At 42.6% G+C, this 24,775-nt stretch carries 21 protein-coding genes; 19 read left to right on the forward strand and 2 right to left on the reverse strand.

Annotation, left to right across the window (positions count from 1 at the left end; genetic code table 11):
- The first annotated feature begins 2 nt into the window (after positions 1–2).
- The 17 genes from nuoF (at position 3) to ACTJKG_RS25015 (ending at position 18,963) form a co-directional block, all read left to right on the forward strand.
- Positions 3–1,367: an NADH-quinone oxidoreductase subunit NuoF gene (gene nuoF, locus ACTJKG_RS24935; protein ID WP_440740704.1), complete on the forward strand. Its 1,365-nt coding sequence runs from the start codon at positions 3–5 to the stop codon at positions 1,365–1,367.
- A gap of 38 nt (positions 1,368–1,405) precedes the next feature.
- Positions 1,406–1,759, forward strand: coding sequence for a four helix bundle protein (locus ACTJKG_RS24940; RefSeq protein ID WP_172335751.1), 354 nt, complete (start codon positions 1,406–1,408; stop codon positions 1,757–1,759).
- Between the two features lie 34 nt (positions 1,760–1,793).
- On the forward strand, positions 1,794–2,783 hold the full coding sequence (locus tag ACTJKG_RS24945) for a 2Fe-2S iron-sulfur cluster-binding protein (RefSeq protein WP_172335750.1): 990 nt from the start codon (positions 1,794–1,796) through the stop codon (positions 2,781–2,783).
- Complete coding sequence (gene nuoH, locus ACTJKG_RS24950; protein WP_172335749.1) at positions 2,783–3,826, forward strand: NADH-quinone oxidoreductase subunit NuoH; 1,044 nt, start codon at positions 2,783–2,785, stop codon at positions 3,824–3,826. The genes ACTJKG_RS24945 and nuoH overlap by 1 nt, the downstream gene beginning before the upstream one ends.
- 5 nt (positions 3,827–3,831) lie before the next feature.
- A complete protein-coding gene (locus tag ACTJKG_RS24955) occupies positions 3,832–4,329 on the forward strand; it encodes a NuoI/complex I 23 kDa subunit family protein (RefSeq protein WP_172335748.1) in 498 nt (165 codons plus the stop codon).
- A 58-nt stretch (positions 4,330–4,387) separates the two neighbouring features.
- Positions 4,388–4,885 carry an NADH-quinone oxidoreductase subunit J family protein gene (locus tag ACTJKG_RS24960; RefSeq protein WP_172335747.1) on the forward strand — a complete coding sequence of 166 codons (498 nt, stop codon included), beginning with the start codon at positions 4,388–4,390 and terminating at the stop codon, positions 4,883–4,885.
- Positions 4,885–5,214, forward strand: coding sequence for an NADH-quinone oxidoreductase subunit NuoK (gene nuoK / locus ACTJKG_RS24965; protein ID WP_172335746.1), 330 nt, complete (start codon positions 4,885–4,887; stop codon positions 5,212–5,214). The genes ACTJKG_RS24960 and nuoK overlap by 1 nt, the downstream gene beginning before the upstream one ends.
- A 133-nt stretch (positions 5,215–5,347) precedes the next feature.
- On the forward strand, positions 5,348–7,264 hold the full coding sequence (gene nuoL, locus ACTJKG_RS24970) for an NADH-quinone oxidoreductase subunit L (RefSeq protein WP_440740705.1): 1,917 nt from the start codon (positions 5,348–5,350) through the stop codon (positions 7,262–7,264).
- A gap of 23 nt (positions 7,265–7,287) precedes the next feature.
- A complete protein-coding gene (locus tag ACTJKG_RS24975; protein ID WP_172335744.1) occupies positions 7,288–8,754 on the forward strand; it encodes a complex I subunit 4 family protein in 1,467 nt (488 codons plus the stop codon).
- Between the two features lie 52 nt (positions 8,755–8,806).
- Positions 8,807–10,183 (forward strand): NADH-quinone oxidoreductase subunit N, encoded by a 1,377-nt coding sequence (locus ACTJKG_RS24980; RefSeq protein WP_172335743.1) that lies wholly within the window; start codon positions 8,807–8,809, stop codon positions 10,181–10,183.
- A gap of 57 nt (positions 10,184–10,240) precedes the next feature.
- Positions 10,241–10,882 carry a DedA family protein gene (locus tag ACTJKG_RS24985; protein ID WP_172335742.1) on the forward strand — a complete coding sequence of 214 codons (642 nt, stop codon included), beginning with the start codon at positions 10,241–10,243 and terminating at the stop codon, positions 10,880–10,882.
- A gap of 19 nt (positions 10,883–10,901) precedes the next feature.
- A complete protein-coding gene (locus ACTJKG_RS24990; protein WP_172335741.1) occupies positions 10,902–11,447 on the forward strand; it encodes an inorganic diphosphatase in 546 nt (181 codons plus the stop codon).
- A 7-nt stretch (positions 11,448–11,454) separates the two neighbouring features.
- Positions 11,455–12,795, forward strand: coding sequence for a hemolysin family protein (locus tag ACTJKG_RS24995; RefSeq protein ID WP_172335740.1), 1,341 nt, complete (start codon positions 11,455–11,457; stop codon positions 12,793–12,795).
- A gap of 103 nt (positions 12,796–12,898) precedes the next feature.
- The gene (locus ACTJKG_RS25000) at positions 12,899–13,609 is read left to right on the forward strand and encodes a 16S rRNA (uracil(1498)-N(3))-methyltransferase (RefSeq protein ID WP_440740706.1); all 711 of its coding nucleotides are present in this window, start codon (positions 12,899–12,901) and stop codon (positions 13,607–13,609) included.
- The gene (locus ACTJKG_RS25005; RefSeq protein WP_440740707.1) at positions 13,606–14,268 is read left to right on the forward strand and encodes a DUF4159 domain-containing protein; all 663 of its coding nucleotides are present in this window, start codon (positions 13,606–13,608) and stop codon (positions 14,266–14,268) included. Before ACTJKG_RS25000 ends, ACTJKG_RS25005 begins: the two co-directional genes overlap by 4 nt.
- A gap of 210 nt (positions 14,269–14,478) precedes the next feature.
- Positions 14,479–17,535 (forward strand): SusC/RagA family TonB-linked outer membrane protein, encoded by a 3,057-nt coding sequence (locus ACTJKG_RS25010; protein WP_440740708.1) that lies wholly within the window; start codon positions 14,479–14,481, stop codon positions 17,533–17,535.
- 15 nt (positions 17,536–17,550) lie between these two features.
- On the forward strand, positions 17,551–18,963 hold the full coding sequence (locus ACTJKG_RS25015) for a RagB/SusD family nutrient uptake outer membrane protein (RefSeq protein ID WP_172335737.1): 1,413 nt from the start codon (positions 17,551–17,553) through the stop codon (positions 18,961–18,963).
- A 300-nt stretch (positions 18,964–19,263) separates the two neighbouring features.
- On the opposite strand, the gene ACTJKG_RS25020 is transcribed toward ACTJKG_RS25015, so the two are convergent.
- On the reverse strand, positions 19,264–20,928 hold the full coding sequence (locus ACTJKG_RS25020) for an SUMF1/EgtB/PvdO family nonheme iron enzyme (protein WP_172335736.1): 1,665 nt from the start codon (positions 20,926–20,928) through the stop codon (positions 19,264–19,266).
- Between the two features lie 240 nt (positions 20,929–21,168).
- On the opposite strand from ACTJKG_RS25020, the gene porV reads away from it, so the two are divergent.
- Both porV and ispF read left to right on the forward strand, forming a co-directional pair.
- Positions 21,169–22,350 carry a type IX secretion system outer membrane channel protein PorV gene (gene porV / locus ACTJKG_RS25025; protein ID WP_172335735.1) on the forward strand — a complete coding sequence of 394 codons (1,182 nt, stop codon included), beginning with the start codon at positions 21,169–21,171 and terminating at the stop codon, positions 22,348–22,350.
- Positions 22,350–22,832: a 2-C-methyl-D-erythritol 2,4-cyclodiphosphate synthase gene (gene ispF, locus ACTJKG_RS25030; protein ID WP_076375898.1), complete on the forward strand. Its 483-nt coding sequence runs from the start codon at positions 22,350–22,352 to the stop codon at positions 22,830–22,832. Before porV ends, ispF begins: the two co-directional genes overlap by 1 nt.
- On the opposite strand, the gene ACTJKG_RS25035 is transcribed toward ispF, so the two are convergent.
- Entirely contained in the window at positions 22,829–24,742 is a 1,914-nt protein-coding gene (locus tag ACTJKG_RS25035; protein ID WP_440740709.1) for an alpha-L-fucosidase, read from the reverse strand. The two genes, ispF and ACTJKG_RS25035, sit on opposite strands and share 4 nt — an antisense overlap.
- Positions 24,743–24,775 lie beyond the last annotated feature (33 nt).

The raw sequence follows: 24,775 nt of genomic DNA on the forward strand, positions 1-24,775 counted from the left end.
TCATGGGACGCAAATTATTATTAGAACATATAAACGTACCCGGCATCAATACTTTTGATGTTTACCGCTCCAAGGGTGGTTACGCTTCTGTTGAAAAAGCTATTAAAACCATGTCGCCCGATGCGATTGTGGAGGAAGTAAAGAAATCCGGATTACGCGGGCGTGGCGGTGCGGGTTTCCCAACCGGTATGAAGTGGAGCTTTCTGGCCAAGCCCGAAGGTGTAGCACGTTACCTGGTTTGTAATGCCGACGAATCGGAACCCGGTACTTTTAAAGACCGTTACCTGATGACCTATATCCCTCACTTATTAATTGAGGGAATGATCGTATCGAGTTTTGCGCTGGGCGCCAATACATCATTCATCTACGTTCGTGGCGAAATGATGCCACAGATCAGGATCCTGGAAAAAGCTATTGCCGAAGCCAAGACCAAAGGTTTTCTGGGTAAAAATATTTTAGGCTCGGGTTATGATCTGGAGCTTTATGTACAACCCGGTGGCGGTGCCTACATCTGCGGTGAAGAAACCGCCCTGTTAGAATCACTGGAAGGCAAACGTGGTAACCCGCGTATTAAACCACCATTCCCGGCTATTGCTGGTTTGTATGGTTGCCCAACCGTGGTGAACAACGTAGAGTCTATTGCAGCAGTTGTGCCTATCATTAACGAAGGTGGCGACGAATACGCTAAACTGGGTATCGGCAGAAGTACAGGAACCAAGCTGATCTCGGCCGGTGGTAACCTGAAAAAACCTGGTGTTTATGAAATTGACCTGGGCTTACCGGTTGAAGAGTTTATATACTCCGACGAATATTGCGGTGGTATTGCCAATGGCAAACGTTTAAAAGCGGTTGTGGCTGGTGGTTCATCAGTACCTATTTTGCCGGCTAACCTGATCCTGAAAACAGTGAATAACGAGCCACGCCTGATGAGTTATGAATCATTGAGCGATGGTGGTTTTGTGAGCGGCACCATGTTAGGTTCCGGTGGCTTTATTGCTTATGACGAGGATGCCTGCATTGTTAGGAATACCTGGAACTTTGCCCGTTTTTACCATCATGAAAGCTGCGGACAATGTTCGCCTTGCCGTGAGGGTACCGGATGGATGGAGAAAGTATTGCACCGTTTAGAGTACGGTCATGGTAAACAAAGTGATATGGACCTGTTGGTTGATATCTCTAAAAAAATTGAAGGCAACACGATTTGTCCGCTTGGCGACGCGGCAGCATGGCCGGTGGCCAGCGCTATCCGCCACTTCAGAGATGAGTTTGAATGGCACGTTACTAATGCAAGCGAAGCAACAACAAGGAATTATGGTTTAGCACATTATGCTGATCCGTTGCCTACGCCCGAGCCGGTGGCCGGATAAGTCAAAATTAAAAAGTCAAAATTCAAAAATAGAAAGCATTGAGTGAAAAGCCTTTTGACATCAAACATAGATGTTATCAATTTTCAAAAGAGGTGATTCAATTTATATCAACAGCAAACTACGATAGAATTTACTTTTCGATTTTTGACCAGTTGCTTAGAAGTGCAACTTCAATAGGAGCAAATGTAGTGGAAGGCAAGTCCGGAAGCTCAGTAAAAGATTTTAAGAACTTCTACACGATAGCCTTAAAATCTTCAAACGAAACAAAATATTGGCTCTGTTTGATCAGAGACACTATAAATGTGGAGAAGGATAAAATAAAAGATTTGATTAACGAAGCTGATGAGCTTTCAAAGATCATTGCCTCAATAATTATTAATCTTCAAAAGTAGTTTTGACTTTTGAATTTTTAATTTTGACTTAAAAATGAAAGTAACCATAGACGGAATACCCGTTGAAGTAGAACCAGGAACAAGCATACTAAATGCCGCGAGGCAGATAGGGGGCGATATTGTTCCGCCTGCTATGTGCTATTACTCCAAGCTGGAAGGCAGTGGCGGTAAATGCCGCACCTGTTTGGTTAAGGTAAGCAAAGGCTCTGAGAAAGATCCGCGCCCTATGCCCAAACTGGTAGCCTCTTGCCGTACTACGGTAATGGATGGCATGGAAGTGCAGAATATTACCTCGCCCGAAGTAATTGAGGCCCGTAAAGGTGTGGTGGAGATGTTATTGATCAATCACCCGCTGGATTGCCCGGTGTGCGATCAGGCTGGCGAATGTCACCTGCAAGACTTAGGTTTTGAACACGGCGCGGCTAAAACCCGTTATGAGTTTGACCGCCGTACATTTGAAAAAATTGATATCGGCGATAAGATCCAGTTGCACATGACTCGTTGCATCCTTTGCTACCGTTGTGTGTTCACGGCCGATCAGATCACCAATACCCGTTTACATGGTATCCTGAACAGGGGTGATCACTCTGAGATCTCAACCTATATATCAAAAGCAATTGACAACGATTTCTCGGGCAACGTGATCGACGTTTGTCCGGTAGGTGCGTTAACCGATAAAACTTTCCGCTTTAAAAACAGGGTTTGGTTCACCAAACCGGTCGACGCGCATCGCGATTGTGATAAATGCTGTGGAAAAACAACTTTGTGGTATAAAGGCGAGGATGTGATCAGGGTAACCGGTCGTAAAGATGTTTATGGCGAGGTAGAGGAGTTTATCTGCAATACCTGCCGTTTTGATAAAAAGAAAACAGCTGATTGGGTTATCGAAGGTCCGCGCAAGATATCGCACAAATCGGTGATCAGCTCCAATCATTACGAATTTACACCGCTGCCAGTGGTTAAAACCAACCCGGTGTTGATGGAAGCGAATAAAGAACAATTTGAAAGGGATACCCGTTTATAATGGAAACTGCCGACTTAATATTTAGGATTGTATTGATAGTGATCGTATTCGCTATCAGCCTGGTTGTAGCCATGTACTCTACTTACGCAGAGCGTAAGGTAGCAGCATTTTTCCAGGACAGGATTGGCCCTAACCGTGCCGGACCGTGGGGTATTTTACAGCCTCTGGCCGATGGTGGCAAAATGTTTTTAAAGGAAGAGATCATCCCGACCAACGCTACAGGTTTCCTGTTTATCGTGGGACCGTCATTGGCTATATTAACAGCGTGTATAGGTTCGGCGGTTATTCCATGGGGGAAGGCTATCTCTATAGGTAGCCATACTTTTGATTTACAGGTTACTGATATCAATGTAGGTGTGCTTTACATATTTGGCGTGGTATCATTAGGCGTTTATGGTGTGATGATAGGCGGCTGGGCATCAAATAATAAATATTCGCTGCTTGGCGCTATCCGCGCGGCATCGCAAAATATCAGTTACGAAATTTCGATGGGTTTATCCATCATTGCCCTTTTGATGTTGACCGGTACCCTGAGTTTAAAAGAGATCGCCGAACAACAACATAGCTGGCACTGGAATATAATACGTCAGCCGCTTGGTTTTATCCTGTTTATTGTATGCGCGTTTGCCGAAACCAACCGTACCCCGTTTGATTTGCCTGAGTGCGAAACCGAGCTGGTAGGTGGTTATCATACCGAGTACTCATCCATGAAACTGGGTTTTTACCTGTTTGCGGAGTATATCAACATGTTTATATCATCGGCGGTAATGGCTACCTTATATTGGGGGGGGTATAACTATCCGTTTATGGACGATGTTGCTGCGAGCCTTGGCGCAAATCCGGCAGCAATTATAGGGGTGGTTGTATTATTTGCTAAAATATTCCTGTTCATTTTCTTTTTCATGTGGGTACGCTGGACAATACCACGTTTCCGTTATGACCAATTGATGGACCTGGGCTGGAAAATATTAATACCACTGGCTATTGCCAACATTGTGCTTACCGGTATAGGTAGTACATTGCTTACACACTTAGGATATTAATTAAAATGGAATCATTAAGTAATAAGAAAAAAGTACTGGAAGTAAAGCCACTCAATTTTTTAGAGCGTGCTTACCTGCCGGCCATTGCTGGTGGTCTTGCCACTACCATGAAACACTTTTTCAAGAAACCGGTTACCATCAGTTATCCTGAAGAAAAGCGTGAATATTCAGAAAACTTCAGAGGGATGCACTCGCTAAAACGCGATGAGAATGGTAAGGAACGCTGTACCGCCTGCGGACTATGCGCCCTTTCATGCCCGGCCGAAGCCATTACGATGACTGCCGCTGAACGTCAGCCAGGAGAGGAGCATTTATACCGCGAGGAAAAGTATGCTGCTGTTTATGAAATAAATATGCTGCGCTGCATTTTCTGCGGACTGTGTGAAGAGGCCTGCCCTAAAGAAGCTATTTATCTTGACGGTGATCACGTTCCTGCCGATTATTTGCGCAAGGATTTTATTTACGGTAAAGACAAATTAGTAGAGGCGCCCTTAAATCAATAAAGAAGTTTTATACCTTTGCCCAAACTTTAATGGGAAAGGGTATTTTGTAAATATAAACATGAGTACATTTTACTTCATCGCGTTTTTGTCCATATTCTTTTCGATATTGGTTATCTCGGCCAAAAACCCGGTACATAGTATCCTTTACCTGATACTTACCTTTTTTACGTTCACAATTCACTATATTTTACTGAATGCCCAGTTTTTGGCCATCGTTAATTTTATTGTGTACATGGGGGCTATCCTGGTATTGTTCCTGTACACGCTGATGCTGATCAACCTCAACAAAGAGAGCGAACCTGTTAAGCCGTTTATGGTAAAAATAGCGGGTGTATTTGGCGGCGGTATATTGGCGGTTGCTTTGGCATCATCCTTAAAACTGGTAGCCGCATCAAACCCGGTGATATTAAAAAATCCCGATCTGGGCCTGGTGAAAAACCTGGGTAAAGTATTGTTCAATGAATTTTTACTGCCGTTTGAAGTATCGTCGGTATTGCTGTTATCGGCAATGGTAGGCGCTGTTTTGCTGGCTACTAAAGACCCTAAAACTGCATAATGGAAAGTTTAACAAATACCATACACGCGGTACCGCTTAATCACTACATATTATTAAGTGCCATCATTTTTTCGATAGGTGTAGTGGGTGTATTGATACGCCGTAACGCTATCGTGATCTTTATGTCTGTCGAGCTGATGCTTAACGCTGTAAATTTGCTGCTTACTGCTTTCTCGGTTTACCGTGGTGATGCCAGCGGACAGGTTTTCGTGTTCTTTATTATGGCATTGGCTGCTGCAGAAGTAGCGGTTGGCTTAGCCATCATCGTGATGATATATCGTAATACCAATTCGATCGACATCAACGTGCTGAACAGGCTGAAATGGTAGAGCCCCCCGGCCCCCTGAAGGGGGAGGGTTAGAAAATGAATAACTAATTAACACCTTCTGCGAGGAAGGCATATAAATAAAACAATAAAAAACTAAAAGTCTCACCCTTCAGGGGGAGATTTAGAGGGGGCTTATGAATCAATACATCTGGCTTATTCCTATATTACCGTTAGCCGGTTTTATTATTAACGGACTTGGCCGCAATTCATTATCAAAAAACGTAATCGGCTTTATTGGCAGCCTGCTGGTACTGGTGTCTTTTGGTTTAAGTCTGGCGGTTTTCTTCCAGATCAAATCATCGGTCCATCCTATTAATATTACTTATTTCGATTGGATCTCTGTTGGCGAACTTAAAATTCATTTTGCGTTTTTGGTCGACCAGTTAAGTGCTATCATGCTGTTGATCATTACGGGTGTTGGTTTCCTCATCCACCTGTATTCAATAGGCTATATGCATGATGATAATGGCTTTGGTAAATTCTTTGCCTACCTCAACCTGTTCGTGTTCTTTATGCTTTTACTGGTGATGGGTTCAAACTATCTCATCATGTTTATTGGCTGGGAAGGCGTAGGTTTATGTTCGTACCTGCTTATCGGTTTCTGGTATACCAATCCTAGTTATGCCGATGCCGCCAAGAAAGCCTTTGTCATGAACCGTATTGGTGACCTTGGCTTTTTATTAGGCATATTTTTGATCATACATTTTTTTGGCAGCATTGACTTTGCTACCATATTTCCTAAAGCAGCAGCTTTAACCGCGAAAGAAGCGGTGCCTTTAACTGCTATAACTTTATTGCTTTTTGTGGGGGCTGTTGGTAAATCGGCTCAATTACCATTATTTACGTGGTTGCCCGATGCGATGGCCGGCCCAACACCGGTATCGGCATTGATACATGCGGCTACCATGGTTACCGCCGGTATTTACATGATAGCGCGTTCCAATATTTTCTATACTCTGTCGCCATTTACGATGGAGCTGGTAGCCATCATTGGTTTGGCAACGGCCTTGTTTGCGGCGCTGATTGCTTTAACACAAACCGATATTAAAAAGGTACTGGCTTATTCAACTGTATCACAATTGGGTTACATGTTTTTAGGTTTGGGCGTTGGTGCTTACACCGGTGCTTTCTTCCACGTGTTAACACATGCCTTCTTCAAAGCTTTATTGTTCCTGGGTGCTGGTTCGGTGATCCATGCCATGAGCGGCGAGCAGGACATGCGCAAAATGGGTGGCTTAAAAGGGAAGATCAAATTAACCTTTGTTACTATGCTGATAGGTACTATCGCCATAGCTGGTATCCCGCCTTTCTCGGGCTTCTTTTCAAAAGATGAAATTTTGGCCCATGCCTACGCGCATAGCACCACCTTTTATGCCATCGGTGTATTTACTGCCATGCTCACCTCATTCTATATGTTCCGGATGCTTTACCTTACTTTTTACGGAAAGTTCCGTGGTACGCATGAGCAGGAACATCATTTACATGAGTCGCCGGCAACTATCACTATCCCATTGATTGTGCTTGCAGTGCTGTCCGCTACAGCTGGTTTTATCGGAAGGCCTAAAGTCTTAGGTGGTCATCACCTATTGGAGCAGTTTTTGGCCCCTGTGTTTGAAAAATCAAACGCAATATTGGGCGAACATGAAATGTCTGCTCCTACAGAGTTTCTGCTGATGGGTATTTCGGTAGCAGTAGCTCTCGTAGCCTTAATTTATGCATATGTTAAGTATGCAAAAGGAGGCAGCATACCGGTTGCAGATACAGAAGAGCGCCCGGCATTGACTAGTCTATCTTACAACAAGTTTTATATCGATGAGCTTTATGATATGATCATCCGTAAACCTTTGGATTTTCTGTCCACCTTCTTTTATAATGTGGTGGAGCGCCTGGGTATTGATGGTTTGGTGAACGGATTGGGTAAGGGTACTATGGAAACCAGTAAAGGCTTGCGTTTATTGCAAACCGGTAATGTAGGTTTCTACATATTTATCATGGTACTTGGAATTATTGCTGTATTGGCGTATAGCATATTTGGATTAACTAAAATATAAACGATAAGCGTTTACCATATAACATGACCGTTAGTATATTAATATTTTTACCAGTAGTAGCCGCAGTTATAGTAGCCTTATTAAAAAATGGGGTTGCCAAACATGCAGCATTATTTCTTTCAGTTGCCGAACTGGTAATTGCCGGTTTATTTTTAAGCAAATTTATACCCGATGCAAGTACCCAGTTTGCTATAGACGTACCATGGATACCTAAATTTGGCATTTACTTTAGCGCCGGTATCGATGGTATCAGTATGATCATGATACTGTTGACCACCTTGCTGGTACCACTTGTTATTTTATCAACCTATCAGCACAAACACAATAACGAAGGTGCTTTTTACGGTTTGATATTGTTTATGCAGGCCGGTATGTTAGTTGTATTTACAGCTTTAGACGGATTTTTGTTCTACGTAGGCTGGGAAGCAGCGCTTATCCCTATCTATTTTATATGTGCCTTATGGGGTGGCGAAAATCGTATCCGCATTACCATTAAGTTTTTTATATACACGTTTGCCGGTTCGTTATTTATGCTGATAGGTATCATTTACCTGTACCTGCAGTCGCCGGGCAAAACATATGATATTCATGAGTTTTACCGCCTTGGGTTGGATGCAAAACATCAGTCGCTGGTATTCTGGGCATTTTTCCTGGCCTTTGCCATCAAGATGCCATTGTTTCCGTTCCATACCTGGCAACCCGATACCTATACCGAAGCACCAACTGCCGGTACCATGATGTTATCAGGTATTATGCTTAAAATGGGTATCTATGGTGTTATCCGCTGGTTAATACCCAATGCGCCGCTTGGTTTTTTACAATGGCAAAGCCTGGTGATGATATTAGCGGTGATCGGTATCATATATGCTTCACTGATCGCCTTTAACCAAAAGGATGGTAAACGACTGGTGGCTTATTCGTCTATAGCACACGTTGGCCTAATAGCCGCGGGGATATTTGCGTGGACAAGTATAGGCGTACAGGGAGCCATGATACAAATGCTTAGCCATGGTATCAATGTGGTAGGTATGTTCCTGATCTGGGATATCATCAGCCGCAGGTTAAATACCCGCGATATCAGCCAGCTTGGCGGTATAGCCAAGGTTGCGCCAAAATTTTCAATAGCTTTTTTAATTATAGTATTAGGTACGGTAGGCTTGCCTTTAACCAACGGTTTTGTGGGTGAATTTTTACTGCTTAACGGTGTATTTGAATATAGTGCATATCATTATTTCAATATTGCACTGGCTACCGTTGCCGGTTTAACCATTATTTTTGGTGCGGTATACATGCTGCGGATGTACAAAAATGTAATGCAGGGCGAAACCAATGAGTTAACCGCTACTTTTACCGATGTTAGCGGATCTGAAAAACTAACCTTATGTATTATTTGCGTGCTGATCATCGTAATAGGTGTTTATCCGCATCCTATTCTGCATATATCAGAAGCGGCTGTTAATAATTTAATACGATCAATAAACATTAAATAATAATAAACCCTGTATAAGAGAAGATAACCTTACAGAGCTTTTAAAATATAAAATGAATACTTTAATCATCATATCTGTTTTACCAATAGTGCTTTTGTACCTGGGCTTGTATAAAGCCACAAAAGCGTTATTACCGGTTACTATTATTGGTTTGCTGGCGGCCTTAGGCTTAGCTATTGCCCAATGGAATAATGTTGCCCTGCCTATATACAACGGTATGATGATGTTTGATAATTTCTCTATCGCGTTTTCCGGCATTACTATTATAGCTACTGTGCTTATCCTGATGTTGTCAAAAGGATATTTTGATAAGATCAGTAAACACGTGGCGGAGTACTATGCTATTATCCTGTTCTCATTGGCGGGTATCATTGTGATGGTATCGTTCTACAACCTGGTGATGTTGTTTATCGGTATCGAGATTATGTCGGTAAGCTTGTACATCCTGGCGGGGATCAAGAAAAGTGATTTCGCATCAAACGAAGCTGCTTTAAAATACTTTTTAATGGGGGCTTTTTCAACAGGTTTTCTGTTGTTTGGTATCACGTTATTATATGGCACAACAGGCTCATTTAGCCTGGAAGCGATCCGCGATTGGGTTGTAGCACATCCGCACACCGATCCTATGTTTTACACAGGTGTAGGACTGATCATTGTAGGGCTTTGCTTTAAAGTAGGCGCGGCACCATTCCATTTCTGGACGCCGGATGTGTACGAAGGTGCGCCAACGCTCATCACCGCGTTCATGTCGACTGTGGTAAAAACCGCTGGCTTTGCCGCTTTCCTGCGTCTGTTCTCGGCTTGTTTCGCGCCACTGTCAGATTTCTGGGTGCCGATCATATTGGTTATCACCGTTATCACTTTATTTATAGGGAACATTACCGCATTGTATCAGCAAAGCTTTAAACGCATGCTGGCTTTTTCGAGCATATCACATGCGGGTTACCTGTTATTTGCTATTGTGGCATTAGGTTCTGGCTCGGCTAATTCGGTATTTATTTATGCAACAGCATACTCTATCGCTTCGATCATCGCTTTTGGTAGTTTGATCCTGGTTCAGCAACAAAGCGGCAGCGACAATTTTGAAAGCTTTAATGGTTTGGGTAAGAGTAATCCTTTCCTGGCATTTGTATTAACCATAGCTATGCTTTCATTGGCTGGTATACCGCTTACGGCCGGCTTTATGGGTAAATTCTTCATGTTCTCGGGAGCTCTTGCCAAGTACCATGTTTGGCTGGTTATTATAGCGGTGATAAATGCCATCATCAGCATTTTTTACTATTTCCGGGTTATTATTGCTATGTACTTCCGCTCGGCCGACCGTACAGAGCTGGTAGTACCTGCTTATTATAAAATAGTATTTATCATTTCGGCGCTGGTAACTATTCTTATCGGTGTTTACCCAGATTTCATTACCCGGTTTATTTAATCGGTTACTGGATAACTGCAAATTGATTTAATATTTGTAGTTTTACAGATATAGTGAATGGAAAGTTTTTGGGAATACCTTCAAAATTTAACGGACGCTCAATCCATTATAAGCAGGGGAGGGTTTTATCTCCTGCTTGTTGTTGTGTTTGCTGAAACCGGCCTGTTTTTTGGTTTTTTTTTACCGGGAGATTATCTGCTGTTCATGGCAGGCCTGCTGTGCGCGGCAGGGAAAGTCGACGTATCTATATCCACATTAGTTTTATCGCTTATAGGTGCCGGTGTATTAGGCAATTTTGCCGGTTATTGGTTCGGCTATCGAACGGGGCCGGTATTGTTCAACAAGAATGATTCCCTGTTCTTTAAAAAACGATACGTGACGCTGGCCAGCGATTTTTATAACAAGTATGGCGGCATGGCATTGATTTTAGGTAGATTTTTCCCTATAGTTAGAACATTTGCCCCTATATTTGCAGGTGTGGTAAAGGTTGATATAAAGAGGTTTACTTTATTTAACTTTATAGGCAGTATAACCTGGGTATGCGCGTTTACCCTGAGCGGTTTTTTTCTGGGAAAACGTTTCCCTCAGTTAAAAGATTATCTGCAATACATTGTTTTAGGGTTGATCATAGCTACTTCTATTCCGTTGATTGTAGCGTATATCAGAAAGAAAATAATAGAAGCAAAAGAAAATAAATAATATAAACAGAATATACTAAATGAGTACACAACACCCCTGGCACCAGGTTTCTCCTGGTGATAATATTCCTGAAGTTGTTAATGCGATCATCGAGATCCCCAAAGGTTCAAAAGCTAAATACGAAATTGATAAAGATTCAGGGTTATTAAAACTCGACCGTGTTTTATTTTCGTCGGTAATGTATCCGGCCAATTATGGCTTTATTCCGCAAACTTATTGTGACGATAAAGATCCGCTTGATATCCTGGTGTTATGCTCTATTGACGTATTCCCGATGTCGATCATCGAGGCCAAAGTAGTAGGTGTAATGCACATGGTTGATAATGGCGAGCAGGACGATAAGATTATCGCGGTAGCCAAAAATGATATGTCGGTAAATTATATTAACGACTTGAATGAGCTGCCCCCGCATGCCATGACCGAGATTGTACGTTTCTTTAAAGATTACAAGAAACTGGAAGGCAAAAACGTAACCATTGAGCATTTGCTGGGTGTACGTTATGCCCATAAGGTAATACAAGAAAGTTTGGAATTGTATAAGACTACTTTTCCTGTCACGCAATAATTAATAGATGGACCCCGCGCATTACGAAATAAGTACCTTTTATTTAATTGCAACCGTATTTCTGGTTTTGCTCAACGGTTTCTTCGTAGCCGCCGAGTTTGCCATGGTAAGGGTACGAGGCTCACAAATTGAAATAAAAGCCAAATCGGGAAGCGGGGTTGCCAAAGTTGCACGTGGCATATTACATAATTTAGATGGTTACCTTGCGGCAACGCAATTAGGTATTACCATCGCATCACTGGCATTGGGTGTGGTAGGCGAAGAAGTTGCCACAAACATCGTGATCAGAGGCTTTATGGCTGTAGGGATAAATCTTTCAAACGGGTTTATTACTGCAAGCCATATTCTGGCTTTTACCTTTATTACGGTATTGCATATTGTATTTGGTGAGCTTGCTCCCAAATCAATAGCCATTCAAAAATCGGTACGCACGGTGTTGGCGGTTTCTCTTCCACTCAGATTTTTCTTTGTATTCTTTAAGCCATTAATCTGGTTGCTAAACGGCTTTGCTAATTTTATCCTTAAGCTTTTAGGCATTAATACTTTAGAAGGCGGAGAGGCCCATCACAGCTCCGAAGAATTACAATATCTGCTTGAGCAAGGTAAAGAATCAGGCGCTCTGGATTCAAACGAGCATGAACTGATCCAAAACGTATTTGATTTTAATGAACGCGTGGTAAAAAATATCATGGTACCGCGTACTAAAATATCGGGCGTCGACATCAATTCCACCAAAGAAGAATTGCTGGATATGATCATTACAGAGGGATATTCGCGCATGCCTGTTTATGATGACGTGATAGATAAGATCATCGGGATTGTACACGCCAAGGATATTTTGCCATTGCTGGCCCGTAATGAAGAGATCGTACTCAAAAATATTATCCGCAAACCTTATTTTATTCCCGAAACTAAAAAGATCAACGATCTGATGGCCGAGCTGCAGCAGAAACGCATTCAAATAGCGATTGTGCTTGATGAGTTTGGCGGTACCGCCGGTATGGTTACCCTGGAAGATATTGTGGAAGAGCTGGTAGGCGATATTCAGGACGAATACGATGAGGAAAAGCCTATCGTTGAAAAAGTAAATGATCGTGAATTTATTGTAAATGCCCTGGCATCGATATATGATGTAAATGAGCATTTGCCGCATGATCTGCCCGAGGATGGCGACTTTGATACTGTATCCGGCTGGCTGGGCGATATCTTTGGTAAGATCCCCGATGTAGGTGAACAAAAAGAATCAAACGGATATAATATCACCGTGCTCCGGAAATCGGACCAGAACATCGAATCAGTTAAACTGGAATTGCTGATCAATGAAGAAGATACGGTAGATTTGCATTAGTAGCAGGTATCAAGTAGTTAGTATCAAGTATCAAGATTTTTTAACTACTTGAAGTAAATGCAGCTGTCGTGATACTTGATACTAACTACTTGATACTAATCAAATGCATCTATTCTACACACCTGATATCGACTCCGCACACCCTCAGTACTTTCTTAGTGAGGAAGAAAGTAAACACGCCATTCGTGTGTTGCGGTTGGAAGCAGGCAGCGAAGTTCAATTAATTGATGGCCGCGGAGGATTTTATACCGCGTTTATACATGATGCCCACCCCAAACGTACCATATTAAGTATTACTTCGGTTACAACTGATTTTAATAAGCGTAACCATTACCTGCATTTAGCAGTTGCCCCCACGAAAAATATAGAGCGCCTGGAGTGGTTTCTGGAAAAAGCTACAGAGATTGGTATTGATGAAATATCCTTGATCATCAGTCAACGATCTGAGCGTAAGGAGGCCAAGACCGAGAGGCTTAACAAGATTATTACCGCTGCGACAAAGCAATCCCTTAAAGCCTATCATCCCGTTTTAAACGAGCCCGTGAAACTAAATGAGCTACTGACACGTCCGTTTGACGGGCAAAAGTATATTGCTCACTGCGAGCCAGGCGACAAGCTTAGTCTGCGTGATGAATTACAACAACAGGGCCGTTACCTGATATTGATAGGGCCTGAAGGCGATTTCGCCCCTGCCGAAATAGAAAGCGCTTTGCAAAACGGGTTTAAACCCATAACTTTAGGTATAAGCCGCCTGCGCACCGAAACCGCGGCACTTGAGGCCTGCTTTGAGGTGAACTTTTTGAACCGCGTATGAAGACCATTAAGATTTTTGTAATTGCTTTTACAGCCATCATACTGATGAGCGGTTTTAACAATCCTACTTATAAAATTGCACGGCTTAAATATAATGGCGGCGGTGATTGGTATGGCGACCGTACAGCACTCCCCAACCTGATCAAATTTTGTAACGAAAATTTAAAAACAAATTTTGAAGCCGATGATGACGTAGTGGAAGTGGGCAGCAGTTCCTTGTTCAATTATCCTTTCACATTTATGACCGGCCACGGCAACGTGATATTTACCGATCAGGAAGCCCGCAACCTGCGCAAGTATTTAACCGGAGGCGGTTTTTTACATATCGACGATAATTATGGCCTCGATAAATTTATTCGTCCGCAAATGAAAAAGGTTTTTCCGGAGTTTGATTTTGTGGAATTGCCGGTTAATCATCCTATCTATCATCAAAAATACCCTTTCCCTAATGGATTACCCAAGATCCATGAACACGATGGTAAACGGGCACAGGGCTTTGGGCTCATCTACAAAGGCCGTTTGGTGTGTTTCTATACCTATGAGTGCGATTTAGGTAATGGATGGGAAGATTATGGTACTTATGCCGGTGATACCCAGGAAGCACGCTTAAAAGCACTAAAAATGGGTGCAAATCTTATTCAATACATATTTACACAGTAGAAACACTTGTTCTGGGTGTTTTTTTATAAAAATGGACGATATCACCGGTAATTGGTCGATATTTCTGTTTAGGTAAAATTTTGATCATCAATTAGTTAGTTTTGACCAGTATTTGATACAAATCGCAACAAAGGCAACGCTTTTTTAAGATTTTTATTGTTTTTACCCCCGATTTTTATTAGCTTGAGTTTTTAACTCAATACTGATTATATGAAGAAAAATTTACTAACAATTTTGTTGTTGTTTTCTTGTATTACATTTGGTTTAGCACAAAGCCGTGTTATTACAGGTAAAGTAACAGATCAGAAAGACGGTTCGCCCTTACCTGGGGTAAGTGTAACTGTGAAGGGGGCTCAGGGAACAGGCACTCAAACCGGTCCAAATGGTACATTCAGCCTCACCGTTTCGGCTACCGCAAAGGTGCTGGTTTTTAAATTTCTTGGATTTAAAGAAATCGAAGCTTCCATTAGTAACAAACCTCTAAATGTACAACTGGAGTCAGATTCAAAACAACTCTCTGAAGTAGTGGTTGTAGGCTACGGAACACAGAGTAAGCGATCATTAACGGGCTCTGTATCTCAGGTCAAAGGAGCAGATATTGCAAACATCCCTGTACCCAGTTTAGAGTCGGCAATACAAGGCAGAACACCGGGTGTTTACATACAAGCGCAGAATGGTAAGCTGGGCCAGGGCATACAGGTACGTGTACGCGGTGCTTCGTCGGTATCGGCCGGCAGCCAGCCGCTATATGTAGTAGATGGTTTGCCTATTACGGTTGATGATTTTTCGACTAATGGTGCGTCAACCAATCCGCTGGTGGATCTCAACCAAAATGATATTGAATCTATTGAAATATTGAAAGATGCTTCTGCAGCTGCAATCTACGGTTCAAGGGCATCAAATGGGGTAGTATTGGTTACAACAAAAAAGGGTAAAGCGGGTAAAACAAATATTAGTTATAATCAATATTACGGTTTTAGCAAACCCACACATGAACGTGAGTTTATGAATGCTCAACAATACGTTGCCTATATGCGTGAAGCTGCTGAAAACGGAGGGGTTTCATCAGCTTCAATCGAGGCGAGGTTAAAAAGATACTCGGCTGGTAATGATGATTATAAAACCTATAAGGTAAATACCAACTGGTTTGATGAGATCGTACAGCACGCGCCTGTACAAAACTATAACTTGGTGTTTTCTGGTGGTAATGATAAAACCAAGTTTTATATGTCAGGCACCTATAATAACCAAAAAGGATATCTGCTCAATAATTCAATTAACCAATATAGTTTCAGAACTAATATCGAGAACCAGGCTACTAGTTGGTTAACTGTGGGTGCAAACTTAAGTATTTCGCGTACCAGAAATAATCGTTTAGATAATGATAACGCGTTTTCAACACCGATGCAAATTGTAGCTTTGGCTCCAATTACACCGGCAATTGACCCGCGTACCGGCTTGGTCAGTGGCGCTTTAGATCCAACAACAGGCGAACCAAACACTAATTATCCTACTTATTTTAACCCGATACTGAATGCTATCGATGGTTATTATAAAACAACGGATTACCGCAACCTGGGGAATGTTTTTGCGCAGGTAAAATTACTTCCCTTTTTAAATTTCAGATCAGAGGTTGGCGTTGATATATTAAATTCTGGCGAAGATACTTATACCGGCAGCCTTACTGTTCGTAATACTTCTACACCAAATGGAACAGGTTTCAGTTCGTCAGTATCATCGGTAAACTTTAACACAAACAACTTTTTGCAGTTTACGAAGGATATTGATAAAAGCCATATAGACGCAGTTGGCGGTATGACCTATCAAAGGCAACAAAATGATCTTAACCAATTACAGGGTACGCAGTTTCCGAGTGATGCTTATAAAAAGTTGACCAGTTCGGCAAACATTATTTCAGGATCATCAACTACTTCGGCTTACTCCTTATTGTCATATTTCAGTAGGGTGAATTATAAATATGACGAGAGATACTTGCTGTCATTAAGTGGACGTGTTGATGGTTCATCAAGATTTGGTGACAATCACCGTTATGGATTTTTCCCTGCAGGTTCAGTGGGTTGGGTTGTTTCAGAAGAAAGCTTTATGAAGAAACAACAACTTGTTTCTGAGTTAAAGTTAAGAGCCAGTTATGGTCTTACAGGCAACTCCGAGATTGGTAATTTCCCGGCACGCGGACTATTTAGTGCATTTGGCTACGCTGGTGTAGCGGGTGCAAGGCCAACGCAACTACCCAACCCTGATTTGAAGTGGGAAACTACCGCACAAGCTGATCTTGGTTTGGATATAGGTTTTTTCGAAGGGCGCTTAGCTGGAACGTTTGATGTTTATCAGAAAAAAACAAGGGATCTTTTATTAAATGTACAGGTACCTGGTACTTCGGGCTATACAACTATTACTCAAAATTTGGGTAAACTGCAAAATAGAGGATTTGAGCTGCAAATTGATTCCAAAAACCTTGTTGGTGTGGTTAAGTGGTCAACCAGCGTTAACCTATCCATTAACCGCAACAAGATTACCGATTTGAAAGGGCAGGTGATTACCGGCAGCGGCGATGCCGTAAACCGTGCAGTTGAAGGCCAGCCATTGGGCGTGTTTTTTGCACCAGAATTTGCAGGCGCTGACCCTGCTAATGGTGATGCGCTTTATTACAAAAACACAGATATGGGAAATGGTCAGCGCGACAGGACTAAAACCAATGATTATAACCAGGCAACGCCAGTTAAAATTGGCGATCCAAACCCTAAATATATAGCGGGCTTAAACAACTCGGTAGCTTTTAAGGGTTTTGATTTTAGTTTCTTATTGCAAGCTGTTCAGGGCAACAACATCTATAACGGAGCTGGGCAGTACATGTCATCAAGCGGTAGCAATGGTTATGACAATCAAACCATTGATCAGCTAAACTCATGGAAAAAGCCAGGCGATATTACCAATGTACCACAGGCTCGTTTATTTGGTGGTAACGGTATTAGCCCAAGCTCAAGATATATTGAGGATGGGTCATATGTAAGGTTAAAAAATATTATTATAGGTTATAATTTCCCCAAGGAGATATTGACCAAAATTAAATTGCAGAGCCTTAGAATATATGCACAGGCAACTAACCTCGCGACCTGGACCAAATATAAAGGCTGGGATCCGGAGTTAAATTCAGATGCTTTTTCGGGAAATATAACCCAGGGCTATGACTTTTATGCTGCACCACAGGCTAAAACAATCACTTTTGGAATTAACGTGGGCTTTTAAATTAAGCTGAAAAAGATGAAAAAAATTAAATATTCAATCATAGCATTAAGTACATTGGTAATGCTGTATAGCTCCAGTTGCAAAAAGCAACTAGATATTAAGCCTCAAAACGATGTTGAGGCAGATCAGGCGATAAAAAACTCTAAAGATGTTGAAGGTGTGCTGATTGGCGCATATACTGCCGCCGCTTTACGGGGTATTTATGGTGGCAGGCTCATGTCAACTACTGATTTTTTGGGCGATGATGGCGATTTCTCCTATTTTGGCTCATTTTCAGAATATACGGAGCTAAGTAATAAAACGATCACTGTTAACAATGCTTTTGTTGAAGGTGTTTGGAATAGTGGCTATAATACTATAAACGTGTGTAATACGGTTTTGGCTAATATCAATTTAGTTGATACTGCGAAAGGTAAAAAGGTAAGGGTACAGGCAGAAGCCAAGTTTTTACGCGGTATGACCTATTTTGACCTGGTAAGAATATTTGGTAAGGCCTGGAATGACGGTACCCCTTCTTCAAACCCTGGCGTACCGATTGTCCTTACACCCACTACTACAATAGCAGGTATACAAAAAGTGAAACGTAATACCGTAGCCGAGGTATATGCGCAAGCTATTGCCGATTTGCAGGAAGCGGAAGCTAATCTTGTAGTTGGGAGATCGACTTATGCAAGCTCATCAGCTGCATCAACTGTTTTAGCGAGGATTTACCTTACCCAGGAAAATTTTGTACTTGCAGAAACTGAAGCATCTAAAGTGATCAACAGCGGTGATTTTACTCTGGTGCCCAAATTTGTTGATGAGTTTCAGGTTCCTCCTCAGGCCACACACGTATTTAATACTTCCGAAGATATTTTTGCTATTCAAATGTCGAGCCAGTCGGGCTTTAATGCACTAAATGAAGTTTTTGCAGCCAGCAATTTTGGCGGGCGTGGCGAAACTGTAATAAATCAACAGCATTTTGACCGTTATGAAGAAGGCGATGACAGGGCCAATGAATTTACAGACTCGGGAGGTGATACCTTTACTTCAAAATTTAACAACCTGTATGGCAATATTCTTTTGATGCGTTTAGCCGAAGTATATTTGATCAGAGCAGAAGCGAGGTTAAGAAAGCCATCTGCTGATTTAACCGGTGCTGCAGCAGATATAAATGTAGTAAGGAACCGGGCTAAATTAGATAATACCACAGCAACAGATTTTGATGGTTTATTTGCTGCCGTTAAGCAGGAACGCAGAGTTGAGCTTGCTTTTGAAGGTTTCAGGTTAAACGACTTAAAACGTTATCATGAATCGGTAATACTCCATGACGATGATGGTAATGTAACTGATACTTACGTGTGGAATTCACCAAAGTTGATATTTCCGATACCTAAACGTGAGCGGGATGCAAATCCGAACTTAACGCAAAACGAAGGTTATCAATAAAATACTATTGAACAAAAAAAGCCCTGGCTATATAGGCCGGGGCTTTTTTTGTTATAAGGAAAACAGGCGTATTAAAGCGCATAGTCATTTTTTTAAATTAATTGATTATCACAGAATGCGGATATTATCCTTTGATTATATATGATGAAATGAAGCTGTAGCGGAAGATGGCTAAATAACGGAGCCTTTTTGTTGTTAAAGAAGACTACAAGGAAGCCTCCATACATGGAGCTGAAAATATGAGTATAAAAAAAGCCATCTGTTTACCAGATGGCTTTTTTTATAAATAAGAAGAATATTTTATTTTGATTTAAAAGTTTTGGCCTTTTTAACACCGTAATGTGGTTTGCCATTCGGGTAAATTTCCGGCGCGCCAACCAGGGTCATCGCGCAGCGGAAACCGATTTCGGCGCTGGCTTCGTCCTGATCCATAAAGCGACGGGTAGCCGGGTTTAGCCAATAAGCCATATCGTTCCATGAGCCACCCTTGTAAACTTTTGAACGGTTGTTAACAAGCGTAGTGTTTCCGTATAGAGCAAGGTTAACGGTATCCTTGTCTCCCCTCAAATCGGGATTAAATGCTTTACCCGAATTGCGGACAGCTAATTGTGCATTAGCACTTGCCGCATTGGCAGCTGCTACGCTGCCATTTGCTACAGGGGCAGCCTGTGTTGCATTGGTTGAGTCCGGACGCTGACCTTGCAAGGCTAAAAGCTCACTGTATTTTAATTTTCTGTTGGCTTTTGCCGGATCTTTGATCGGGCGACCGTATTTGTCTTTGGCGTAAAGACCTTTTGATGGATCGGCCATACGTTTGTTGGTGTATTCGTTACCACGGAAGGGGTTAAAGTCATCAAACTCTTCAAATGAGGTTTGGCGGTAGGTATCAGCAACCCATTCGTTTACGTTACCAGCCATGTTATACAAACCAAAATCGTTTGGTGCATAGGAGCGTACCGGAGCGGTAATATCGGCCTTGTCATTCAAGTAACCACCAACACCAGCGTTATCACCAGCACCACGTTTAAAGTTAGCCATTATTAAACCACGGGTTTTGCTCTTGGCCGAGCGTACGCCCAAACCATTCCATGGGTACATTTTACCGTCGTCGATGTTTTCAAACTGAGTATTGCCTGCTAAAGCTAAAGCCGCGTATTCCCATTCAGCTTCCGAAGGTAAACGGTAACCTTGTTTTAGTATACCATCTTCCATACGTACTGGCCTTACGGGCTTGCCGTTTTTGCCCGTGCCGGCCTGGGCATTTGGACTCAGATCCGGCATCATTTTCTTGCCGTCAAACCCGGGACCTCTTTGCTGACCGTTAAGGTACATGTCATTATTGTAAGGTTCTGTTGATGCAGCCGGTTGCCCGTTTTTGCCACCATTCAAATCCTTCCAGGCCACCATTCGGCCCGATTCACGTAAAATATTTTCATTGGTACGGTCGGTACGCCATTGGCAATAATCCTGTGCCTGATCCCAGGTTACACCCACTACAGGATAGTCCTGAAAAGCAGGATGACGCAGGTAATTATCTACATAAGGCTCATTGTACGATAAGGGTTTACGCCATACCAGGGTATCGGGCAAAGCATCATAATATAACTCCCGGTCATTCGGGAAAGTGATAGCCGTCCAATGCAGGTAATCAAGCCAATCCTGGTTAGATACCTCGGTTTCATCCATGTAAAAAGATGGGACAGTTACTCTGCGTTTTACGTTATTATAGTCATAAGCAACATCCTGGTCAGCGCTGCCACCCATCACAAAAGTACCACCCTCAATGGGTACCAGACCCGGGCCCGGTGCGGGATGGGTTTGCCTGAACCGCACATAACCACCATTGTTTTTGTCGTTATAAGTGATCCCGGTTTTTTGCGAAGTTTCGTGTTGTTTACTGCAGCTGCTTACCACGGCACTTACAGCCAACAGCACGAAAGCAGTTTTAGTAAAAAGTATTTTCATATTTTTACGGTTATATTATAGGGTAAATTTAGAAAAAAATGGATATAATGCTAATGCACACAACCCATTATTCAAAATAATTCAAACTATTATCAGGCATTTGAACGAAAATTTGTTGAAATTAGTTGCACCGGTTTGCTTTTTTTGATTGAGCAATTATTACAATAGTTTTTTAAAAATGCTGAGTAAATTTTGGGAGTACCTGTATATGAATTAAATTATAAAAGCTAAATTCACCCAATGAAGTTTTCTACCTTTCGCTATCTTGTTTATTCCGTGCTCTTTCTGCTGCCGGTTTCGGCTATTGCGCAAACGCCTGTAGGTACAAGTACTGATGGGAGCAATATTAAGGCGATACCGGTCCAGGTGCCTTTTTTAAATATATCCCCTGATTCTCGTTCGGGAGCTATGGGCGATGCTGGTGTGGCTATTTCACCAGACGTTAATGCCAATTTCTGGAATCCATCCAAACTCGCTTTTCTGGAGAGTAACGATGCACTTTCGCTATCTTATAGCCCTTGGTTACGACATTTGGTGCCCGATATCAGCCTTTCCTACCTGAGCTATGCACATAAACTGAATGATCGTAATACCATTGGAGCATCCCTCCGTTATTTTAATTACGGTTCGGTTCAATTAACGGATGATCAGTCAAATGACCAGGGCACTTATACGCCAAACGAGTTTTCGATAGACGGTTCATTTGCCCGTAAATTTGGCGAGAATCTGTCGCTCGGATTAACGCTGCGTTATATACGTTCAAGCATATCAAGTATATCCTTTGCGCAGGGATCGGGGCAGGTTAACAAGCCGGGTAACGCGATTGCTGCTGATGTATCGTTGTATTATAAAAAGCCCTGGGGTAGTGAAAATCTTTTTGCCTTTGGTGCGCATATCTCCAATATAGGCACAAAAATAGGCTATAGCGATGTAGGACCTAAATACTTTTTACCCACCAATTTAAAATTGGGCGTGGCCAATACCTGGGAGCTTGACGAAACCAATGAATTAACCGCCACTTTTGATATCAATAAATTACTGGTGCCTACACCTCCCATACGCGATGTGAATGGAAATATCATCAAAGGGCACGATGATGATGTATCTGTACCGGCGGGTATATTCCAGTCGTTTGGTGATGCTCCGGGAGGTTTTAGTGAGGAGTTGAAAGAGATCAGCTTTTCGCCTGGGGTTGAATACTGGTATAATCACCAATTCGCGGTTAGGGCCGGGTATTTTTATGAAAACCCAGATAAGGGCGACAGGCACTATCTAACCCTGGGTTTAGGCATGAAGTATAATATTTTTAATTTCGATTTTTCATACCTGGCAGCGAGCCAGCAAAATAGTCCTTTAGCCAATACGCTGCGCTTTACCTTGTCGGCAAATTTTGGCGGTATATCAAATGTGGGTAAACGGTAATGGGTAAGATAAAAGTAGGTTTTGGGTTTGATGTACATCAGTTAAAAGAACAGCACCCATTTGTTTTAGGCGGCGTAAAGCTGGAGCATCATTCCGGTGCTTACGGGCATTCGGATGCCGATGTATTGTTACATGCTATTTGTGATGCCTTACTCGGAGCCGCGAATTTACGCGATATAGGCTTTCATTTTTCCAATACCGACAACCGCTGGAAAGGCATCAGCAGCCTGGTACTGTTACAGCATGTGGTAGTGCTGATCAAAGAGAAGGGTTTTAGTATTGGCAATATCGATGCTATGGTATGCCTGGAAGCGCCCAAGATAAACCCGCACATACCGGCCATGAAAACCTATATAGCCGAGGCCGCGTCCATCAGCGAGGAGGATATATCCATTAAGGCCACTACTAACGAGCAAATGGGCTTTATTGGCCGTGAAGAAGGTGTAGTAGCCTACGCGGTTTGCCTTATTGAACGCGACTAAGGTGTACTCACTGGTATCAGCTGTATCTCTAATATCTTCATTAAACCGGCTTTCTTTATTTCAACCGGTGTAATGCTCAGGCTATGCGCGCCCGGTTCAAGGCTTACAGTACCTAACTCCTGTTCTTTAACCTGTACGCCTTTAGCTATAGCTTCAACGCTGCCTTTTACTTTATGGTTTCCACTACTTAATTCATAAGTGCCTTCATCAACATTATCTGCCGCGTACTTTAAAAGTATTTTATAGGTAGCAGGCTCTATTAGCCTGAAATCCCAGTTTACAGATTGGTTGGTGTTTTTCCAGCCTTCTACATAATAGCTGCTGGTTTTACCGTCACCAAAACCAAAGCCCTTGCCTTCCAGGCGGGCATCAAATGCCAGTAAACGATTGGTTGTTTCACGGCTTGCCAACAAGCGTACGGTATCGGTTTCTATCTTTCCGGTTGTTGTTTCTAATACAATAACCGTGTTGCTGGTATCGGGGGCCTGTGCAGGTAAATGAATGGCCACATCAAGCGGATCGAGCCTGCTAAACTTTAACTCCTTTTTATCAGCCAGCACCCATGCTTTGCTGATCCCGCTTTTTAAGCCACCCACTATCAATTGGCCATTTTTTGGCCAGTTAAATACATGCAGATAAAGCAAGTTGTTTTTTCGGGTTGATACGCCCCAGCTTTGATAGGGTAGTGCGGTTTTAGTTGTTTGATAGATGCTTGCCGAATTTTTGCTCATCCAGCGGCCTATGCCTTGCAGAATAGCTGTATCTTCCGGAGCAAATTCGCCATCACCCATGGGGCCGATATTCATCAAGAGGTTACCCCCGCGTGATGTGGCTTTGGCCAGTAAACGAATAAAAAAGCTTACCGGTTTATGGCTCTTATCAAATTTAGAGTAGCCGTATGACTCATTGGTAGTGGGTATAGCTTCCCAATCGCCGATTACAGGGAAAAACTCTGCAGGGCGATCGGCGGTGTTTTTATAATCGCCCAGCTGTAAATTACCGCTGCCCCGTGCCAGTCTTCCGTTCACTATAATATTCGGGTCGGTTTCCCGGATGGCTTTCAGGATGCGGATGTTTTCTGATAGCGGTAGTTTTTGCGGGGTATCAAACCACAGTATATCCGGATGATATTTGGTGATGAGCTCTTTGATTTGGGGAATGGCCTTTTTATCTACATAATTAACCGCTTTGGGTAACAGTTCCGGGTGCAGATCGTACCAGTCGCGGCCACCAAACAAGTTCAGATCGCCTCCAGGGTTCTGGTAATCCCAATCGTTACCCGGCGCGTCGGGGTGTTCCCAGTCAAAAGCATGCGAATAATAAAAGCCGAACTTAATGCCATATTTTTTACAGGCCGCAGCCAGATCAACCATGGGGTCGTGTTTCCAGGCGGTTTGTTTAACCACATTGTAATCAGAAACCTGCGAGTTATACATTGCAAAACCATCATGATGCTTGGCCGTAATGATCAGATACCTCATGCCTGCGTATTTGGCTGCCTGTACCCATTTATCGGCATTAAATTTTGTTGGATCAAAGTGATGCGCCAGTTCCAGGTAGGTTGAACGTGGTATTTTAGCCTTGCGCATCAGGTGCTCGGCATAGCCGCCGATATTTTTACCTTCCCATTCGCCGGCAGGTAAGGAGTATATGCCCCAGTGTATAAATATCCCAAAACGGGCGTCGCGCCACCAGGTTAGCCGGCTGTTCCGTGTTTTCATGGATGCCGGCCACCAGCTTTGCATAGCCTCGTCAATGGCTTTTTGATCGCGGGTTTTAACACTGTTGGCCATGGTTTTATCCTCATCGCCTTTATCCTGCGCTACGGTTGTAAGCGCGGATATACTAAAACATAAAATCAACAGGTATGGAAGCCATGAGGGCCTTATAGCAGGTATCTTATTGGTCATTAGGTAAAAATTGGTACCGACCAATATCGTTTA

This window comes from Mucilaginibacter sp. 22184 (genome assembly GCF_052045695.1).
Taxonomy (GTDB): Bacteria; Bacteroidota; Bacteroidia; order Sphingobacteriales; family Sphingobacteriaceae; genus Mucilaginibacter.

Coding starts and splice junctions, on each gene's coding strand:
- nuoF (WP_440740704.1), top strand. CDS start 3: ATGGGACGCAAATTATTATTAGAACATATAAACGTACCCGGCATCAAT.
- ACTJKG_RS24945 (WP_172335750.1), top strand. CDS start 1,794: ATGAAAGTAACCATAGACGGAATACCCGTTGAAGTAGAACCAGGAACA.
- nuoH (WP_172335749.1), top strand. CDS start 2,783: ATGGAAACTGCCGACTTAATATTTAGGATTGTATTGATAGTGATCGTA.
- ACTJKG_RS24955 (WP_172335748.1), top strand. CDS start 3,832: ATGGAATCATTAAGTAATAAGAAAAAAGTACTGGAAGTAAAGCCACTC.
- ACTJKG_RS24960 (WP_172335747.1), top strand. CDS start 4,388: ATGAGTACATTTTACTTCATCGCGTTTTTGTCCATATTCTTTTCGATA.
- nuoK (WP_172335746.1), top strand. CDS start 4,885: ATGGAAAGTTTAACAAATACCATACACGCGGTACCGCTTAATCACTAC.
- nuoL (WP_440740705.1), top strand. CDS start 5,348: ATGAATCAATACATCTGGCTTATTCCTATATTACCGTTAGCCGGTTTT.
- ACTJKG_RS24975 (WP_172335744.1), top strand. CDS start 7,288: ATGACCGTTAGTATATTAATATTTTTACCAGTAGTAGCCGCAGTTATA.
- ACTJKG_RS24980 (WP_172335743.1), top strand. CDS start 8,807: ATGAATACTTTAATCATCATATCTGTTTTACCAATAGTGCTTTTGTAC.
- ACTJKG_RS24985 (WP_172335742.1), top strand. CDS start 10,241: ATGGAAAGTTTTTGGGAATACCTTCAAAATTTAACGGACGCTCAATCC.
- ACTJKG_RS24990 (WP_172335741.1), top strand. CDS start 10,902: ATGAGTACACAACACCCCTGGCACCAGGTTTCTCCTGGTGATAATATT.
- ACTJKG_RS24995 (WP_172335740.1), top strand. CDS start 11,455: ATGGACCCCGCGCATTACGAAATAAGTACCTTTTATTTAATTGCAACC.
- ACTJKG_RS25000 (WP_440740706.1), top strand. CDS start 12,899: ATGCATCTATTCTACACACCTGATATCGACTCCGCACACCCTCAGTAC.
- ACTJKG_RS25005 (WP_440740707.1), top strand. CDS start 13,606: ATGAAGACCATTAAGATTTTTGTAATTGCTTTTACAGCCATCATACTG.
- ACTJKG_RS25010 (WP_440740708.1), top strand. CDS start 14,479: ATGAAGAAAAATTTACTAACAATTTTGTTGTTGTTTTCTTGTATTACA.
- ACTJKG_RS25015 (WP_172335737.1), top strand. CDS start 17,551: ATGAAAAAAATTAAATATTCAATCATAGCATTAAGTACATTGGTAATG.
- ACTJKG_RS25020 (WP_172335736.1), bottom strand. CDS start 20,928: ATGAAAATACTTTTTACTAAAACTGCTTTCGTGCTGTTGGCTGTAAGT.
- porV (WP_172335735.1), top strand. CDS start 21,169: ATGAAGTTTTCTACCTTTCGCTATCTTGTTTATTCCGTGCTCTTTCTG.
- ispF (WP_076375898.1), top strand. CDS start 22,350: ATGGGTAAGATAAAAGTAGGTTTTGGGTTTGATGTACATCAGTTAAAA.
- ACTJKG_RS25035 (WP_440740709.1), bottom strand. CDS start 24,742: ATGACCAATAAGATACCTGCTATAAGGCCCTCATGGCTTCCATACCTG.